General features: G+C 71.0%; 15 protein-coding genes and 1 tRNA gene. 5 read left to right on the plus strand and 11 right to left on the minus strand.

Annotated features, from left to right (window positions below; all coding sequences use genetic code 11):
• Positions 1-167 precede the first annotated feature (167 nt).
• Positions 168-1,430 carry a DUF4127 family protein gene (locus HNQ09_RS03355; RefSeq protein WP_184025493.1) on the minus strand — a complete coding sequence of 421 codons (1,263 nt, stop codon included), beginning with the start codon at positions 1,428-1,430 and terminating at the stop codon, positions 168-170.
• Positions 1,431-1,927: 497 nt separating this feature from the next.
• Between HNQ09_RS03355 and HNQ09_RS03360 the strand changes: the two genes are divergently transcribed.
• Both HNQ09_RS03360 and HNQ09_RS03365 read left to right on the plus strand, forming a co-directional pair.
• Positions 1,928-3,088: an ABC transporter permease gene (locus HNQ09_RS03360; RefSeq protein WP_184025495.1), complete on the plus strand. Its 1,161-nt coding sequence runs from the start codon at positions 1,928-1,930 to the stop codon at positions 3,086-3,088.
• Positions 3,088-3,822, plus strand: a complete 735-nt coding sequence (locus HNQ09_RS03365; RefSeq protein WP_184025498.1) for an ABC transporter ATP-binding protein — start codon at positions 3,088-3,090, stop codon at positions 3,820-3,822. Before HNQ09_RS03360 ends, HNQ09_RS03365 begins: the two co-directional genes overlap by 1 nt.
• Positions 3,823-3,893: 71 nt before the next feature.
• Here the strand turns inward: HNQ09_RS03365 and HNQ09_RS03370 are convergent, their stop codons facing one another.
• Positions 3,894-4,343: a hypothetical protein gene (locus HNQ09_RS03370; RefSeq protein ID WP_184025501.1), complete on the minus strand. Its 450-nt coding sequence runs from the start codon at positions 4,341-4,343 to the stop codon at positions 3,894-3,896.
• 80 nt (positions 4,344-4,423) lie between these two features.
• Here HNQ09_RS03370 and alr point away from each other — a divergent pair, with 80 nt between their 5' ends.
• Positions 4,424-5,482 (plus strand): alanine racemase, encoded by a 1,059-nt coding sequence (gene alr / locus HNQ09_RS03375; RefSeq protein WP_184025504.1) that lies wholly within the window; start codon positions 4,424-4,426, stop codon positions 5,480-5,482.
• A 115-nt stretch (positions 5,483-5,597) separates the two neighbouring features.
• Here the strand turns inward: alr and fni are convergent, their stop codons facing one another.
• Entirely contained in the window at positions 5,598-6,653 is a 1,056-nt protein-coding gene (gene fni / locus HNQ09_RS03380; RefSeq protein ID WP_184025507.1) for a type 2 isopentenyl-diphosphate Delta-isomerase, read from the minus strand.
• Positions 6,654-6,826: 173 nt separating this feature from the next.
• On the opposite strand from fni, the gene HNQ09_RS03385 reads away from it, so the two are divergent.
• A tRNA-Met gene (locus HNQ09_RS03385) sits at positions 6,827-6,903 on the plus strand.
• 136 nt (positions 6,904-7,039) lie between these two features.
• On the opposite strand, the gene HNQ09_RS03390 is transcribed toward HNQ09_RS03385, so the two are convergent.
• The 6 genes from HNQ09_RS03390 to HNQ09_RS03415 all read right to left on the minus strand — a co-directional run bounded on the left by HNQ09_RS03390 (position 7,040) and on the right by HNQ09_RS03415 (position 13,118).
• Positions 7,040-7,429, minus strand: coding sequence for a hypothetical protein (locus HNQ09_RS03390; protein WP_380003298.1), 390 nt, complete (start codon positions 7,427-7,429; stop codon positions 7,040-7,042).
• Position 7,430: 1 nt separating this feature from the next.
• Positions 7,431-8,519, minus strand: coding sequence for a butyrate kinase (locus tag HNQ09_RS03395; RefSeq protein WP_184025510.1), 1,089 nt, complete (start codon positions 8,517-8,519; stop codon positions 7,431-7,433).
• Between the two features lie 142 nt (positions 8,520-8,661).
• Positions 8,662-9,234, minus strand: a complete 573-nt coding sequence (hpf, locus tag HNQ09_RS03400; RefSeq protein ID WP_184026173.1) for a ribosome hibernation-promoting factor, HPF/YfiA family — start codon at positions 9,232-9,234, stop codon at positions 8,662-8,664.
• 488 nt (positions 9,235-9,722) lie between these two features.
• Positions 9,723-10,925: an acyl-CoA dehydrogenase family protein gene (locus HNQ09_RS03405; protein ID WP_184025513.1), complete on the minus strand. Its 1,203-nt coding sequence runs from the start codon at positions 10,923-10,925 to the stop codon at positions 9,723-9,725.
• A 228-nt stretch (positions 10,926-11,153) separates the two neighbouring features.
• Positions 11,154-12,827, minus strand: coding sequence for an acyl-CoA carboxylase subunit beta (locus HNQ09_RS03410; RefSeq protein WP_184025516.1), 1,674 nt, complete (start codon positions 12,825-12,827; stop codon positions 11,154-11,156).
• Between the two features lie 66 nt (positions 12,828-12,893).
• A complete protein-coding gene (locus HNQ09_RS03415; RefSeq protein ID WP_184025519.1) occupies positions 12,894-13,118 on the minus strand; it encodes a hypothetical protein in 225 nt (74 codons plus the stop codon).
• A gap of 236 nt (positions 13,119-13,354) precedes the next feature.
• Here HNQ09_RS03415 and HNQ09_RS03420 point away from each other — a divergent pair, with 236 nt between their 5' ends.
• Entirely contained in the window at positions 13,355-13,804 is a 450-nt protein-coding gene (locus HNQ09_RS03420) for a hypothetical protein (protein WP_184025522.1), read from the plus strand.
• Positions 13,805-14,107: 303 nt separating this feature from the next.
• Here HNQ09_RS03420 and HNQ09_RS03425 read toward each other — a convergent pair whose 3' ends face one another.
• Entirely contained in the window at positions 14,108-14,737 is a 630-nt protein-coding gene (locus HNQ09_RS03425) for a CoA transferase subunit B (RefSeq protein ID WP_184025525.1), read from the minus strand.
• Positions 14,737-15,432, minus strand: coding sequence for a CoA transferase subunit A (locus HNQ09_RS03430; RefSeq protein ID WP_184025527.1), 696 nt, complete (start codon positions 15,430-15,432; stop codon positions 14,737-14,739). The genes HNQ09_RS03425 and HNQ09_RS03430 overlap by 1 nt, the downstream gene beginning before the upstream one ends.
• Positions 15,433-15,457: the final 25 nt, after the last annotated feature.

Consider the following 15,457-nt stretch of genomic DNA (forward strand, 5'->3'; position numbering starts at 1 on the left):
GCCACGGCCCCCGCTGTGGAGAGGGACGACCCGGCGAAGGCCCAGACCGTGAACCCCACGCACAGGAGGGCCACCCCGCCGAGCAAAAGGCCGCGCCTCACCGCTCCGGCACCGCGAGCGCCCGCAGCGGCACGCCGCCTGTCAAAAAGGCGCGCACGGTCCCGGCCTCAGCGCCCTTCCAGCGTGAAATCCCACTCGAAGGAGCGGCCCCAGGGCAGCGAGGCGTCCTCCAGGCGGTAGGTCAGGCCCACCCGCAGCGGAAAGAAGTCCCGGGCCAGTTCCAGCAGCCGGGCCTGCCCGGCGGGCGTGTTCAGCTCGGCCTCGGGAATGGCCCGGCGGAGGGCGGCGCGGACCTCGGCGCTGTAGATCACGTCGTTGGCGTATTCGCGGGCCAGCAGGGCATCTTGCCGCAGCGGATCGGCCCCCTCCAGCGTGAGCCGGGCGTGGGCCAGCGCCGTGCCGAGGTTGTTCCCCGGCGTGCCCCAGGCCGCGAGCGAACGGAGGTTGGCGTGCTGCCGCAGCGTGGCGAGGTCGCGCCACAGCCGCGCGTTGCCCAGGTTGACCTGCGCCACGTCCGCGACCGCGACCGGCCCGCCCCGCACGAGGCCGCTGATCCGCACGGCCGCTTGCCGGGGATCGCCGCCGTTGTACACATACAGGGTCAGGTCCGCCGGGCCGGACTCCACCACCCGGAAGCTGCCCGCCCGCGCGTGGTTCACGGCGCTCTGAAGCAGCGGGATGCCCTCGTAGCGGATAACCTGCGTGGCCCTGGCCGGGTCGCTGTACTCCACCCGCACGGTCTTCTCGGCTGGGGCCAGCGCCCGCGCGACCAGCAGGCTCAGCACCTCGTCGGCGCCGGGGTAGACGCGCACGTTGGCCGGGGCCTCCTGCGCCAGCGCCGCGCCCTCCGCCGGAGCGGGGCTGCCAGGTAGGGCGTCGTCCCAGGTGACGTGCAGCTCGCGGAAAACTCCCTCACGCGCCCAGCCCAGCAGCTCGCGCACCACCGCCAGATTGCGCGCCCGGTTCACGGCGTCCGGCTCGCGGGGCAGGGTGATGAAGGCGTACACCGGCTGCCCGGTTCGCCCCGCCCAGGTCCGCAGCGGCGCGAGCCGGGCCAGCGCCTCGGCCGCACTCAGCGGGCTGGTGCGCGACTGCACCAACCCCCCGTAAGCGAAGGTGTCGAGCGCGGCCACCAGCGGCCGGTCGGTGGGCTGCGCGTCCAGCCAGGCGGTCAGGGCCGCCGGATCGGCGCCGCGCGTGGCGTTGCCCAGCAGTTCGGCGGGGGGCACCGACACGCCGTCGCCGCGCAGTCCGGCGATCAGGGCGGGCAGGACGCGGGTAGCCGGGCGGGAGTCGAGGGGAATCAGGGTCTGGGCGCCCGCGTGGGCGGCAAGCAGCAGGGGGGCCAGCAGGAAAGCGGGGCGGAGCATGGCGGCAGGGTAAAGCGGGGCGGTGAGAGAGGTGGATGAAACGGCGGTCTGGGCTGTCCGCGTCCCCTCTACCCCCACTCGCGGCCTCGCCACTGGTTGCCCTTCCCCTCTCAGCTCAAGCGTTGGCCTCCTTGTTCGCTCTTCAAACCCGGGTCAGCAGAACAGCCCTGGCCCATCCCTCCAGCGTCACCCTCCAGGCAGCAGAGCCGTTCGGGCCGTGGGCCAGTGACCTTCCAACGTGACCGGAAGATGGCGTCGAGGCCGGAACTGTTACAGGCCAGGCCCACCCGCAACCGCCCGGAACAACTCTTGCCGAGCGTAGTGGAAAGCTCCCCTGCCCCTCTGCTCCGCAGCTTCGCAAGTCTGGGGCGAGGGGCTGGGGGTGGGGGCAGACCGAATCAAGATGCCCAGACCCAAGCCTCCCCCCTCCCCACCCCCACCCGCAATCGCAGCCCTTCCCGCCGTCCTCCCCCACCCGGCGGCGTAGCTTGGAGGGCGTGAACACCTCAGACCTCTGGACCCTGGCCTGGCGCGGCCTGACCCGCCGCCCGATGCGGACGCTGCTCACGGCCCTGGGCATCACGGTGGCCGTGGCGAGCATGGTGGTCTTCTTGTCGCTGGGCGAGGGCATCCGCAAGGTCTTCACCTCCGAACTCGGCGGCATCGGCCCCGACGTGCAGGTCAGCCTGACCCCGCTTTCGCAGGGCATCGCGCTGCACCCGAACCTGCCCCAGGAGACGGTCGAGGCCCTGCGGCAGCTCGCGCCTGAGCTGGGCGTGCAGAGCGTGACGCCGGTGATCACGGCGGTGCGCGGCGGCCTGGACGTGACCCAGAGTTCGGTGCTGTACGGGGTCCCGGCCGCAGGCGGCATGACCGACATCTTTCCCAAGGCGCGGGTCAGCCAGGGCCGCGCCCTCACCGCAGAAGACGAGGACCGGCCGGTGGCCGTGGTCGGAGCCAAGGCAGCCGAGAACCTCAACCTGGGCCTGGGCAGCACGCTCAACCTCAACCGCCGCAACCGCGCCGAGGTGGTGGGCGTCCTTGCGCCGGAATCGGGCTTGGTCGACTCGCTGATCTTTCTGCCGCTGGGCATCTTGCAAAAGACCGAAGGGGCCGAGGGCCGCGTCTCGACGGTGGCGCTCGACCTCGCCGATCCCCGCGACGCGCGGGCGGTGGCCGACACGATCACGGCGCGGCTGGACGTGGAGGCGCAAACGCAGTCGGACTTTGCCTCCTTCGTGGGGCGGGCGCTGCGCATCAGCGACGCGGTGCGGTTCGGCATCAGCCTGATCGCCCTGATCGTAGGCGGGCTAGCGGTGGCGAACACGGTGATGATGGGCGTGTTCGAGCGCACCCGCGAGTTCGGCACCCTGCGGGCCATCGGGGCGCGCCCCGGCTTCGTGCGCGGGCTGGTGCTGACCGAGTCGCTGCTGCTGTCGCTGGTGGGCGGGGTGGGCGGGGTGCTGCTGGGGCTGGTGGGCATCTGGGCCGTGAACCTCTATACCCAGGACCTTGCGGGAATCGACGCGGCGGCCCTGACCCCCCGGCTCACCCTGCTGGCACTGGGCATCAGCCTGCTGCTGGGGCTGCTCTCGGGGCTGCTTCCGGCCCGCAGCGCCAGCCGCCTGAGCATCGTCTCGGCGCTGGGGAGGGTGTGATGACGGCAGCGTCTACCCCCCTGCTGCACGCTGAACAGCTCTCGCGGGTCTACCCCAGCGGCGAGGGCAGCGTGACCGCGCTGGCCCCCTTGACCCACAGTTTCGCGCCGGGCATCACGGCAGTGGTCGGTCCCTCGGGCAGCGGCAAAAGCACCCTGCTCAACCTACTGGCGGGCTTCGACACCCCCACGACAGGCCGGGTGGTGGTCGGCGGCACCGACCTGCACGCGCTCTCGGAAGCGCAGCGGGCCGACTTTCGGCTGGCCACCTACGGCTTCGTGTTTCAGAACCACAACCTGGTGACGATCCTGACCGCGCTGGAAAACGTCGAGTTTCCGCTCACGCTGGCCGGAATGCCCCGGCGCGAGCGGCGCGACCGGGCGCGGGCGCTGCTGGCTCAGGTGGGGCTGGAAAACCGCGCCTCGCACCTGCCGTCGCAGCTCTCGGGCGGCGAGGCGCAGCGGGTGGCGCTGGCCCGCGCGCTGGCCCACGACCCGCGCGTGCTGCTGGCCGACGAGCCGACCGGCAACCTCGACTCGCGGACCGGCGAGCGGGTGCTGGCGCTGCTCACTGGCCCCGCGCGGGGGGACCGCACGGTGGTCCTGATCACCCACGACCGCGACGTGGCGGCGCTGGCCGACCGCACGCTGCGGGTCCGCGACGGCGAGGTCACGCTGGACCGTCCGGAAGGCGTCCTGGTCACCGGCGGCGGGCGCCGGAACCCTGCTGAGTAGGCCGGGCGCCCGCGTCAGGGGTAGGAGGAGAGAGACCCGGTCGCCTCTCTCCCCTGCCAGGCCCACCGCCGCTACTCCCCCTGGATGCTTGCCCGCGCGTCCCGCAGCCAGAGCGTGCGCCCGGCCCCGTCGCGCAGGCTGACGACCACCTGCACGCCCTCGCCGGGGCGCAGGCCGCGCGCCTCGCCGCTGCCGCTGGCCTGCCAGCAGGGCCGCGCGCCGCAGCGCCGGGCCACGGCGGGCGTCAGGGGCGCCGTCCAGACGCCGTCTCCGGTGACCACGTACACGCCGGTCAGCGCCAGCGGGGGCAGCGGCGGGCGGCTGGCCTGGACCCGTACGCGCACCCGGAACGTCTCGCCGCCCAGCACCGGGACCGCCTCCACCTTCAGGCGGCGGGCGCTGACTTGCAGGGCAGTGGGCGCGGCCAGCAGGTCTCCGGTGCTGGGCGCCGGAGGCGACGAGAGCGTGCCGCACGCGCCCAGCAGGGCGGCAGCCAACGGCCAAAGCCACGCACGTCTCACGGCTTCAGGGTACCGGAAAAGCGGCCTGCGGGGGGCGACCGGACCGACAATCCCCCCGCAGGGCCGCTACCATACGCACGATGCAGGCACGCGCGCAGGCCCTGATCTCCGAGTCCGCCCTCAGCAGCAATCTCAGCCTCCTGGCGCGGCGCTCGGGCGCCCGGCTGCTGCTGCCGGTCAAGGCGAATGCCTACGGGCACGGGCTGGCCGAGGTGGCGCGCGCGGCGGCCCGGCATCCCGACCTGTGGGGCTTCGCGGTGGCGGTGCCGCAGGAGGCCGCCGCGCTGGCCGCGCTGGACCTGGGCCGCCCGGTCCTGCTGCTGACCCCGCCCACCCCGCAAGAAGTCGGGCCGCTGGCCGACCTGGGGGTGCGCCTGCCAGTCGCCTCGCTGGCCGAGGCCGGGGCGCTGCCCGCCCACGCCCGCGCCCACCTGAAGGTGGACACCGGCATGAACCGTCTGGGCGCCCGGCCCGAGGACGCAGTGCCCATCGGCCTGCGCCTGGCCGAGCGGGGGCTGCTGGAGGGGGTCTACACCCATTTCGCCAGCGCCGACGAACCCGACCTGACCTTTGCCCGCCAGCAGCTCGCGCGCTTCCGCGAGGTGCTCGCCGCGCTGCCCCCGGTGCTGGCCCACGCCGCGAACGGCGGCGGCATCCTGAGTTTCGGGGCGCTGACGGGCCTGGGTCTCGCGCGGCCCGGTCTGGCCTCCTACGGCTTCGCGCCCGCCCACCTGCGCGCCGGGTCGGGCCTCAGGCCGGTGATGACCCTGCGCGCCCGCGTCACCCACGTTCACACCGCCTACCCCGGCGAGAGCGTCAGCTACGGCGGGCTGTGGCGCGCCACAAGTGAGACGGCGGTCGCCACCGTCGGCCTCGGCTACGCGGACGGCTACCCGCGGGGCGCGACCGGGCAGGCCGAGGTGCTGGTCGGGGGCGAGCGCCGCCCGGTGCTGGGGCGCATCTGCATGGACCAGCTGATGGTGGACGTGACTGGCCTGGGGGTCAGGGTGGGCGACTGGGCCGAGGTCTGGGGCCGGGGCGAGATCAGCGTCAGCGACGTGGCCGCCTGGGGGGGCACGGTGGAATACGAGGTCCTGACCGGCGTGGGTCCCCGGGTCGAGCGGCGGCTGGAAGACTGAGGCCAGGGCCGACGGGGCGCAGGCCGCAGGCCGGAGAAGCCCCGGGCGACCGTCAGACTGGGCCTGAAAGGCGAGCCGAACCGCTGGCAGCCGGGCGGCGCGGGGGCAGCCGCCGCTACCGCGCTGGGTGCGCCCGGTCTGCGCTCAGCACGCCTATCGCTGCGCCGCGCGCCGCCTCCACGTCCGCGTAGCCGCCGACGAAGAGGGCCACCCGCAGTTCCGCCAGGAAGGTCGTCAGCCAGGCTTCCACCGCGTCCGCGCTTTCCAGCGCGGGTTCCAGCAGCGGCCGCGCGACCGCCACGGCCTGCGCGCCCAGGGCCAGGGCGCGGGCAGCGTCCAGCCCGGTGCGGATGCCCCCCGAGGCGATCAGCGGCACGCCCGGCACGGCGCGGCGGGCGTCCAGCAGTGCCTGGGCGGTAGGCACGCCGATCTCACACAGGTCGGGCGAGCGGACCGTTCCGTGGCGCACCAGCTGTTCGACCCGCGCCCAGCTTGTTCCCCCCGCCCCCGCCACGTCGAAGGCCGCAAAGCCCGCGCCGCGCACCGAGCGCAGGGTCGCCGCGTCCAGCCCGTGCCCGACTTCCTTGAGAACCACCGGAAAGGGCAGCCCGGGCACCAGCTCAATCAGCCGCTCCCGCAGGCCCGCCCAGCGCGTATCGCCGCCCGCCTGTAAGGCCTCCTGAAGCGGGTTGACGTGGATGGCCAGGGCATCGGCGCCGACCTCACGCACGGCCCGCTCGGCGTGCCCCGCCCCGTAACCCAGGCCGAACTGCGCCGCGCCCAGGTTGCCCACCAGCAGGATGTCGGGAGCCGCGTCACGCACCTGAAAACTCGCCCCCGCCCCCGGGCGCTCCAGCATCACCCGCTGCGAGCCGAGCATCATCCCCAGGCCCAGGCGCTGTGCGGCGGCCGCGAGGTTGCGGTTGATGACAGCGGCCCGCTCGGCCCCGCCGGTCATCGCGCCGATCAGCAGCGGCGCGGCTAGGCGGCGGCCCAGAAAGAGGCTGCCCAGGTCCACCGCGTCCAGATCGAGGTCCGGCAGCGCCCGGTACGGCCAGGGCACCCGCTCCAGCCCGGTGCGGACCCCCGCGTACTGGCTCTGCGGCAGCAAGCAGGCCTCCAGATGCCGCAGCTTGCGCGCCTCGATGCCGCCGGGAGGGACTTCGGTCACGCGCCCAGCCTACGCCCCGGCGCCCGCCGCCGACCGTGGGCGTCCCTACCCCCACCTCTCCTTCCTCCTTCCCCCCCTCCCGCGTTCCGCCGCCCTTGACAGATTTTTGAACCCGCGCTACTATTCCTGAGCGCCGGAAGAACCGAGAGGTTGAACAAGGCCGCAAGCAGCAACGCAGGGTAGAGCAGTCTGGTAGCTCGTCGGGCTCATAACCCGGAGGTCGCAGGTTCAAATCCTGTCCCTGCAACCAAAAAGAAAGGTCCCCACCTCCGGGTGGGGACCTTTCTTGCCGTTGGAGCGGCGCGGCAGCAGGTCAGGCCCGCGCCGGGCGCCGGGTCCCTCCACCCTCCTCTTTCCCCGCCTGCGACCCACCCAACGCCCCGGCCTCACCTCATCCGGTCGCGGACCTCCTGCAAGGTGTCCTCGAAGGCGTCCTGAAATTCGTCTTCCAGCACGCGGTCACGAATCAGTTCGTCTTGCAGGGTGGTGGTCTGCTCGCGCGCCCAGCGCACCCGGGCCTGGCGGGCGCTGCTCACGTTCCCCTTTCCGGCGATGAACCGCGCGGCGTGGCGCAGGGCCTCGGCGGGGTCCTCGGTGGGGGCGACCACGCCGAGGTTTCTCAGGCCCCCGCGGTCGTTGACGAGCGAGCAGGTGACCTCGATGCGCATGCCCCGCCGGGTCAGGAACACCTGATCGACCCGCCACATGCTGGTGGCGCGAATGGGTTCGGGGGCTGGGCGGGCCACTCCAGAACGGGGCAGGCGGCGGCGAGCCACGTCAGGGGGCTTCCTGTGGCTGCGGCCCCTCGGGCACGGGCGGGGTCCACTCACGGGGGGCTTCCAGACCCAGCAGCACCCGGCCCACGCCCTCAGCCAGCGCTTCGAGTTCGAGTTCGCCCGGCACCACGATCACCGGGGCGATCCAGCTCAGGCGGCGCTCGATGCGGTCCACCAGCGCGTCCCAGCGGGCGATCCCGCCGGTAATCGCCAGCGCGTCGGGCCGGGCGGGGAGTGCGCCGCACTGCTCCCCGATGGCCTTGCACGCCTGATGCACCAGCGCCGCCGCCGCCGCCAGCACGGCGGGGTCCTCGGCCTCGCGGGCCTCGATCTCGCGCAGGTTGGCGCTGCCGGTCAGGGCCAGCACGCCGCTGCCCGAGGCCAGGCGCCGCAGCAGCGACGCGGGGTCCTCCTCGCCCGCCAGTCGCAGCAGGGCCGAGGCGGGCAGCGGCCCGGCCTGTAAGGCACCCAGGGGACCGCCGTCGGGACCGGTGCCGCTGGTGTCCACCGCGCGGCCCCGGTCAAAGGCCGTCACGCTGGTCGTCGCCCCCAGGTGGGCCACGACCACCCGCGCGTCCTGAAAGCGCTGGCCGACCTCGTAGGCGGCGCGCCGGGCCACCGCGCGGGCATTGAGCGCGTGAAAGCGGGCCTCGCGCTTGACCCCCCGCACGCCGGTCTCGCGCGCCTCGGGCAGCAATTCGTTGACGCTTTGCGGATCGACCACGTAGGCGGGCACCCCGCGCGCCCGCGCCACGCCCAGCGCCAGCATGCTCCCCAGCCCGTCGCGGCCCTCCGCCGCCGCGTAGGCGGCCAGCTCGGGCGTCACCCGGTAGGTCCCGGCCGCCACCCGTCCCAGCCAGCCGCCGCGCGCGGCCAGCGCGTCGGGCGCGGGCCAGTCGGCGGTGACGTCCAACACGGCACGGGTCAGGGCCGCCAGGTCCCGCTCGCCCGGCGGCCCCAGCAACGGCACCTCGGCGCGGGTCAGCTCGAGGCGCAGCTGGCCGGGCAACGCCGGGTTCTCGCTGGGCTGGATGAAGGCGCAGGCGAGCTTCACGCTGCTGGAACCGGGATTGACCACGTGCGCGATCATGAACACCACAGCGTAGCAGATGGCGCGCCCGGGCCGCCTCCTGTCATGAGAAAAAGGTGAGGGAAGCGCTCCCCCACCCTGGCGCGTGGCCTGGACACGCCTGCGCTGGGCACGGTGCCCAGACTACGCGCCCGGCCGACGCTCAGCTCGGTTCGATCAGGCCGTAGTTGCCGTCGCGGCGGCGGTAGACCACGCCGCAGCCGCCGGTATCCATGTTCTTGAAGACGTAGAAGTCGTGGCCCAGGGCTTCCATCTGCACGACGGCGTCCTCGGGACTCATCGGGCGCAGGTCGAAGCGCTTCTGGCGCACGATCTCGGGCTGGAACTCGGTGACGTCGTCTTCCAGACCCGCGCCCGCAGTTTCCTCGACTTCAGCCAGATCCGGCTGGGGCGAGGGGGCCACCTCCGCGCGCTGCTTCATGTAACGGGTCTTGAACTTGCGCAGCTGACGCTCCAGCACGTCGGAGGCCCGATCGATGGCGGCGTACATGTCGGCGTGGTGTTCCTCGGCGCGGATAATGCCGTGCGGCACGTTGAGCTGCACCTCGACGCGGTTGCGGCGTCCGGCGTCACGCACCTCGCGGACGGTCAGGGTCACGCGCGCGTCGGTGATCTGGTCGCTGAAGCGGTCCAGGCGCGTGAGCTTTTCCTCCACGTAATCGCGCATCGCATCGGTGACGTCCACGTTCCGGCCTGACAGCTTGTAGATATGCACGGCTTTCACCCTTTCCTTGTCCCCGGAGGAGTGATGGGTCCGGGAGTCCACTCTAGGGCGGCCGCCTACCCGAAGTCAGGCGAATGGACCACAGCAGACCTTCACCCGGCGCGGTATGGTGGGGGAGTCAGCCTTACGGCCTGCCGGGCACGGAACACGCCAGGAAAACGCCCACCCGCGACAGGGGTGGACGAAATACAGGTTCGGAGAAAGAGGCCCGGGGTCTCTCAGCGCCGCTCGCGCACCCGGACCGGCACAGGCACCGGCTGGGGCTGCGGCGCACCCTTCAGCGCCTCGCGCAACCAGTCGATGAATTCACGCAGGCCCTTCATGGCCGCAGTGTAGAGGCCGGGGGCCGGGGCAGATGCACCCCCGCTTACGTTGAGGCCGAACTGAACGTTTGCTCTAGGCAGTGCTCCGTGGGGTCACGGAGGGAGAGAAGCCCAGCGGCCCCTCCCCTTCCGGGGTCCCCTGCCCGGGCCAGGGACTCAGGCTCCGAAGCGGCGCAGCACGTCGCGGCTGATCACCAGGCGCTGCACCTCGTCGGTGCCCTCCCCGATGCGGGTGAGGCGGTTGTCGCGCCAGTAGCGCTCGACCGGGTACTCCTTGATGTAGCCGTAGCCCCCCAGCATCTGAATCGCCTCGTCGCAAGCCTCGACGCCCACCGTCGTGGCGAACAGCTTGGCGCGGGCGACAGGCACGGTGAAGGTCATCCCCGCGTCCTTGAGGTCGGCGGCCTTGCGGATCAGCAGGCGGGCCGCTTCCAGCTTGGTGTCCATGTCGGCCAGCCGGAAGGCGATGTCCTGGTTGTGCGAGATCGGCTTGCCGAACTGTTCGCGCCCGGCGGTGTAGCGGGCGGCGTACTCGTAGGCAGCGCGGCCCAGCCCCAGCCCCATCGCGGCGATGCCCACGCGCCCGCCGTCGAGCACCTTCATCACGTCCTTGAAGGCGTTGCCGCGCTCACCCAGCAGGGCGTCAGCGGGCAGATGGATGTCCTCGAAGATGAGTTGCGCCGTGTCGCTGCTCCTGAGGCCCAGCTTGTCCTCCTTGCGCCCGATGGAAAAGCCCTGCACCTCGTCGCGGTTAAAGACGAAGGCGGAGATGCCGTCGTTCTTGCCCTTGCCGGGGCGCGGCGCGTCGGTGCGGGCCAGAATCACGTAGGTGCCGCCCACGCTGCCCTGGGTGATGAAGTTCTTGGACCCGTTGAGAATCCACGAGCCGTCGGGCTGCTCCTTGGCGTTGGACACCATGCCGCCGCTGTCGGAGCCGCTGCCGGGTTCGGTGAGGCCCCAGGCCCCCAGCTTTTTCGCGGCGGCGAGGTCAGGCAGGAACTTCTGCTTCTGCGCCTCGGTCCCGCCGATCAGGATGTGCCCCTGGCACAGCGAGTTGTGCGAGGCGACGGTCAGGCAGAGAGAACCGTCCACCGCCGCGATCTCCTCAATGATCATGGCGAAGGTGGCGGTGTCGAGGCCCGAGCCACCGTATTCCTCGGGCGTCTGGGCGCCCATGATGCCCATCTCGCCGAGTTCGCGCACGATCTCGAACGGAAATTCGCCCGTCTGGTCGCGCTCGGCGGCGCCGGGTTCCACGCGAGTCTTTAGAAAGCTCTTGAGGGCCGAGACGATGGTGCGCTGGTCGTCGTTGAGGGGCGCGGTGTTGGGGTTGGCGGGACGGTCAAGGGTGCTGGTCATGGTTGAAACCTCCGGGAGAGGGACGAGGGCTTTTCTGCTCCTCCCCCTTGACTCGCAGAGCTGCTTGCAGAGGGGGGAGGCTGGGACTCGTAGAGCTGCGGAGCAGAGGGGGTGGTCACGCCCTCCGGCGCGGCTTGGTTGGGTGGCAGGGCGTCTTGCTGACGTTAGAGATGGTCACACGCCCCCCCTCCCCAGCCCTCCCCCACGGGTGGGGAGGGAGAAACACATCTACACCTGGAACACGCCCACTTTGAACTCTTCCTGCACCGGATTCTGGGCGCAGGCTTCCAGAGCGCGGATCAATCGGTCACGGGTGTCATTCGGCGGGATGATCTCGTCCACCCACAGGCGGGCGGCGGCGTAGCGGGGGTCAAGTTCGGTGTCGTACTTGGCCTTCACCTCGTCGTAGAGGCGCTGTAACTCCTCGTCGTCGGGTTCGTGGCCGCTGCGCTTGAGGGCCGCGAGCTGGATGTCGAGCAGCGTCTTGGCCGCCGCGTTGCCGCTCATCACGGCGTATTTGGCGCTGGGCCACGCGAAGAGGAAGCGGGGTGCATACGCCTTGCCGTTCATCGCGTAGTTCCCGGCCCCGAAGGACCCGCCCGTGATGATGGTGATCTTGGGGACGACGGAGTTGGACACGGCGTTCACCAGCTTCGCCCCCCGGCGGATGATGCCCTCCTGCTCGGAGTCACGGCCCACCATGAAGCCGGTTACGTCCGAGAGGAACACCAGCGGCACGCCCGCCTGGTTCGCGTCCAGAATGAAGCGGGCCGCCTTGTCCGCCGAGTCGCCGTAGATCACGCCGCCCACCTCAATGCGGGTGCGCAGGCCGGGTTCGCCGCCCGACTTGAGCTTCTTCTTGATCACCGTGCGCTGGTTGGCGACGAAGCCGACCGGGAAGCCGCACACCCGCGCGAAGCCGCACACCAGTGTCTCGCCGTACTCCGGCTTGAACTCATGGAACTCGCCGCCGTCCACAATGGACGTGATCAGGTCGCGCACGTCGTAGGTCTTGGAGCCGTCGAAGCCCACGAGGTCGGTGAGGTCGCGCTCCGGGGCGGGCACGGTTTCCTTGCGGCGGCGGGCGAAGGGGGCGGGGTCACCCTGCGCGTACAGGTCAGCCAGGGCGCGAATGCGGGCGAGCGCCGCGTCGTCGTCAGGTTCCTTGTAATCCACCGTTCCGGCGATGCTCGCGTGCATGTCGGCCCCGCCGAGTTCCTCGGAGTCCACGACCTGTCCGATGGCCGCTTTCACCAACGCGGGTCCGGCGAGGTAGAGGCCCGACCCCTCGGTCATGATCAGCGTGTCGCACATGACCGGTAGGTACGCACCCCCTGCCACGCAGTTGCCCATGATCGCGGCGATCTGCGGAATCCCTTTGGCGCTCATCCGGGCATTGAGGTAAAAAACCCGCCCGAAGTCGTCCTGATCGGGGAAAATCTCGTCTTGCATGGGCAGATACACGCCTGCCGAGTCAACGAGGTAGACGACGGGGAGATGATTCTCGAAGGCGATGGTCTGCGCCCGAATCACCTTTTTGGCGGTGATCGGGAAGAACGCGCCCGCCTTCACGGTGGCGTCGTTGGCGATGATCATCCAGGGACGGCCCTGAATGGTGCCGATGCCGGTCACGGTGCCCCCGCTGGGGCAGCCGCCGACCTCCTCGTACATGCCGTACCCGGCGAAGGTCATCAGTTCGTCAAAGGGGGTGCCCCCGTCCACCAAGCGGGCGATGCGTTCGCGGGCGGTCAGGCGATTTTTGTCGTGCTGGCGCTGCTGGGCCTTGGAACCGCCGCCCGCGCGGACCTGCTGCTGGTCGGCGGTGAGGCGGGCGAGGGCCTCGGCCCAGGCTCCCTGCGGGGTGGACGGCTGCGCCGCGGCGCGGGTGTCTGGCTGGGTCATCTGTGGGACAAGTCTAACAAACGGTCGTTAGGGGGAGGCGAAGAAGAGGGGACGACCCGGCGCGTCTTAAGTGGGGTCGCTGCCCTCTGGACGCCGCCCCAGCGCCCACAGCGCGGCGCCCGACAGCACCATGCCAGCTGCGGAGGCGATCAGCGGAACCGCCAGGTTCCCCGCAGACAGGGGCGAGTTGGGCGAGTACCCGAAGACCAGCGCCGCCAGCACCCCGAAAAAGCAGGCGATCAGCCCCACGGCGGCCAGCACTGATAGCAGCCCGCGCACCCAGTGGCCCATATTCACACTCTAGGGCCAGGGTCACCAGGGGACCCGGCGACGGTGCCGGGCGCGGGGCTTGATGAACAGCCGTTAAGTTCGCCTGGGCGCAAGCTTCAAGATCGGTCAACCGGTCTTCAAGCAATCCCGATCCACCGGGGCAGCGGCGCCCGGCAGAATCGGACGACCATGTGCCCTCCGCCCCCCTCCGCGCCGCGAAAAGCAGGTTCCCTCAGGCCGTCGGGCGGGGGCGAGCCATGACGGCCCTGCGGCCCAGCGCCCTCGATTTTGCCCGGCTGCTGCAAACCCGGCAGGAGTTGGAAGACCGGGGCCGCGCTTACCTGGCCGCCTTGCAGACCGAGATCAAGCCCGCCCTGGAGCGGCGCGGGTACCACGAGGTCCACGTCAAGCCGTCGGCGGCGGGGTGTTCCCGCGCGAATGCGGCGGCCGACACGCTGCTGGTCGTGGTGGCGCGGCTGCCACTCCAGGCCCTGAAATCGCCCACCTTCCGGGTCCAGTTGCCGCTGGTGGTGACCTACTCGGGTCGGCTGATCGTGGAGGGCGCGCAGATCAACAAGTTCACGGTGGATGAACCGTTCGGCCAGAGCCTCGCGCTGGAGGGCGCCCAGATGGCCGAGCTGCTGGTGCAATTTCTCTCGGACAGATACATGGAACATCTGCTGCGGCTGGGCCTGCCTGCGGGCTGAGCAGCCGGCCCCGGGGCGCGCCTCCCGGGCCAGCGCGGGCGCAAGCGTGGGGAACTGGGAATATCCCCCCAGCTGGGCCAGAACTCTCGCCGGTTCGTGCGCGGCTGGTGCTGGGGCGGCCCAGGCTGGACCCGCCTGGGAAGGTGCACGAGCAGCGGCGGCCCCACCCCGGCAGCCCGAACAGCCGTCAGACCAGCAGGTCACCCGGTGGGAGGGCGAGCAGGATCAGGAGGAGGCGCGACCTCTTCCGGGCGGAACAAAGGCGGACGCCCCCACAGAGGCGCCCAGCCCGCCCGTTCTCCCCTACTCGTGGATGGGAGCGCCCGTCTTCACCCGCAGCTCCTCCAACGTGACGCCGGGAGCGAGTTCGACCAGCTTCAGGCCCTCCGGCGTCACGTCCAGCACGCCCAGGTCGGTGATGATGCGGTCCACCACGCCCTGACCGGTCAGCGGCAGGTCGCATTCGCGCAGAATCTTGTGCGCGTCGCCCTTCGCCACATGTTCCATCAGCACGACCACGCGCTGCACGCCCGCCACGAGGTCCATCGCGCCGCCCATCCCCTTGACCATCTTGCCGGGAATCATCCAGTTGGCGAGGTCGCCCTTTTCACTGACCTGCATCGCTCCCAGAATGGCGAGGTTGACGTGTCCGCCCCGGATCATGGCGAAGGAATCGGCGCTGGAAAAGAAGCTCGCGCCCGGCAGCGCCGTCACCGTCTGCTTGCCCGCGTTGATGAGGTCGGGGTCCACCTCGTCCTCGGTGGGAAAGGGGCCGATGCCCAGCAGCCCGTTTTCGGACTGGAGCATCACGGAGACGCCTTCGGGGATGTGGTTGGCGACCAGCGTGGGCAGGCCGATGCCCAGGTTCACGTAGTAGCCGTCTTGCAGCTCACGGGCGGCGCGGGCCGCCATCTCGTCCCTCGTCCAGGGCATCAGTTCCTCACCGTCCGCTGCTCGATGCGCTTTTCCGGCTCAGGGTTCAGCACCACGCGCTGCACGTAGATGCCGGGGGTGTCGATCTCGTCGGGATCAAGCCCGCCGACCTCCACGATCTCCTCCACCTCGGCCACGGTCACGCGGCCACAGGTGGCGGCCATCGGGTTGAAGTTCTGCGCGGTCTTGCGGTAGACGAGGTTCCCGGATTTGTCAGCCTTCCATGCCTTGACAAGCGCGAGGTCGGCGCGGATGCCGCGTTCGAGGATGTACGTCTCGCCGTCGAAGTCCTTGTGTTCCTTGCCGTCCGCGACGACCGTGCCCACGCCCGTCTTCGTGTAGAAGCCGGGAATGCCCGCGCCCCCGGCCCGCATCCGCTCGGCGAGGGTGCCCTGGGGGGTGAACTCCAGCTCCAGCTCGCCCGCGAGGTACTGGCGCTCGAATTCCTTGTTCTCGCCCACGTAGGAGGAGATCATCTTGCGAATCTGGCGGGTCTGGAGCAGCAGCCCCAGGCCCCAGCCGTCCACGCCCGCGTTGTTGCTCACGGCGGTGAGGTTCTTCGCGCCACTGTCGCGCAGCGCGAGGATGAGTTGCTCGGGAATGCCGCAGAGGCCAAAGCCCCCCACGGCGACGGTCTGGCCGTCCGCGACCACATCTTGCAGCGCCTCACGGGCACTCGGGTAGACCTTGTTCATGTCGGCTCCAGACTAATTCAGGACC

It is taken from the genome of Deinococcus budaensis (assembly GCF_014201885.1).
Lineage (GTDB): Bacteria > Deinococcota > Deinococci > Deinococcales > Deinococcaceae > Deinococcus > Deinococcus budaensis.

Excerpts from the sequence above, each read along its gene's own strand:
- alr (WP_184025504.1), top strand. The coding sequence starts at position 4,424 with ATGCAGGCACGCGCGCAGGCCCTGATCTCCGAGTCCGCCCTCAGCAGC.
- HNQ09_RS03430 (WP_184025527.1), bottom strand. The coding sequence starts at position 15,432 with ATGAACAAGGTCTACCCGAGTGCCCGTGAGGCGCTGCAAGATGTGGTC.
- HNQ09_RS03425 (WP_184025525.1), bottom strand. The coding sequence starts at position 14,737 with ATGCCCTGGACGAGGGACGAGATGGCGGCCCGCGCCGCCCGTGAGCTG.
- HNQ09_RS03410 (WP_184025516.1), bottom strand. The coding sequence starts at position 12,827 with ATGACCCAGCCAGACACCCGCGCCGCGGCGCAGCCGTCCACCCCGCAG.
- HNQ09_RS03365 (WP_184025498.1), top strand. The coding sequence starts at position 3,088 with ATGACGGCAGCGTCTACCCCCCTGCTGCACGCTGAACAGCTCTCGCGG.
- HNQ09_RS03405 (WP_184025513.1), bottom strand. The coding sequence starts at position 10,925 with ATGACCAGCACCCTTGACCGTCCCGCCAACCCCAACACCGCGCCCCTC.
- HNQ09_RS03420 (WP_184025522.1), top strand. The coding sequence starts at position 13,355 with ATGACGGCCCTGCGGCCCAGCGCCCTCGATTTTGCCCGGCTGCTGCAA.
- HNQ09_RS03355 (WP_184025493.1), bottom strand. The coding sequence starts at position 1,430 with ATGCTCCGCCCCGCTTTCCTGCTGGCCCCCCTGCTGCTTGCCGCCCAC.
- HNQ09_RS03415 (WP_184025519.1), bottom strand. The coding sequence starts at position 13,118 with ATGGGCCACTGGGTGCGCGGGCTGCTATCAGTGCTGGCCGCCGTGGGG.
- HNQ09_RS03395 (WP_184025510.1), bottom strand. The coding sequence starts at position 8,519 with ATGATCGCGCACGTGGTCAATCCCGGTTCCAGCAGCGTGAAGCTCGCC.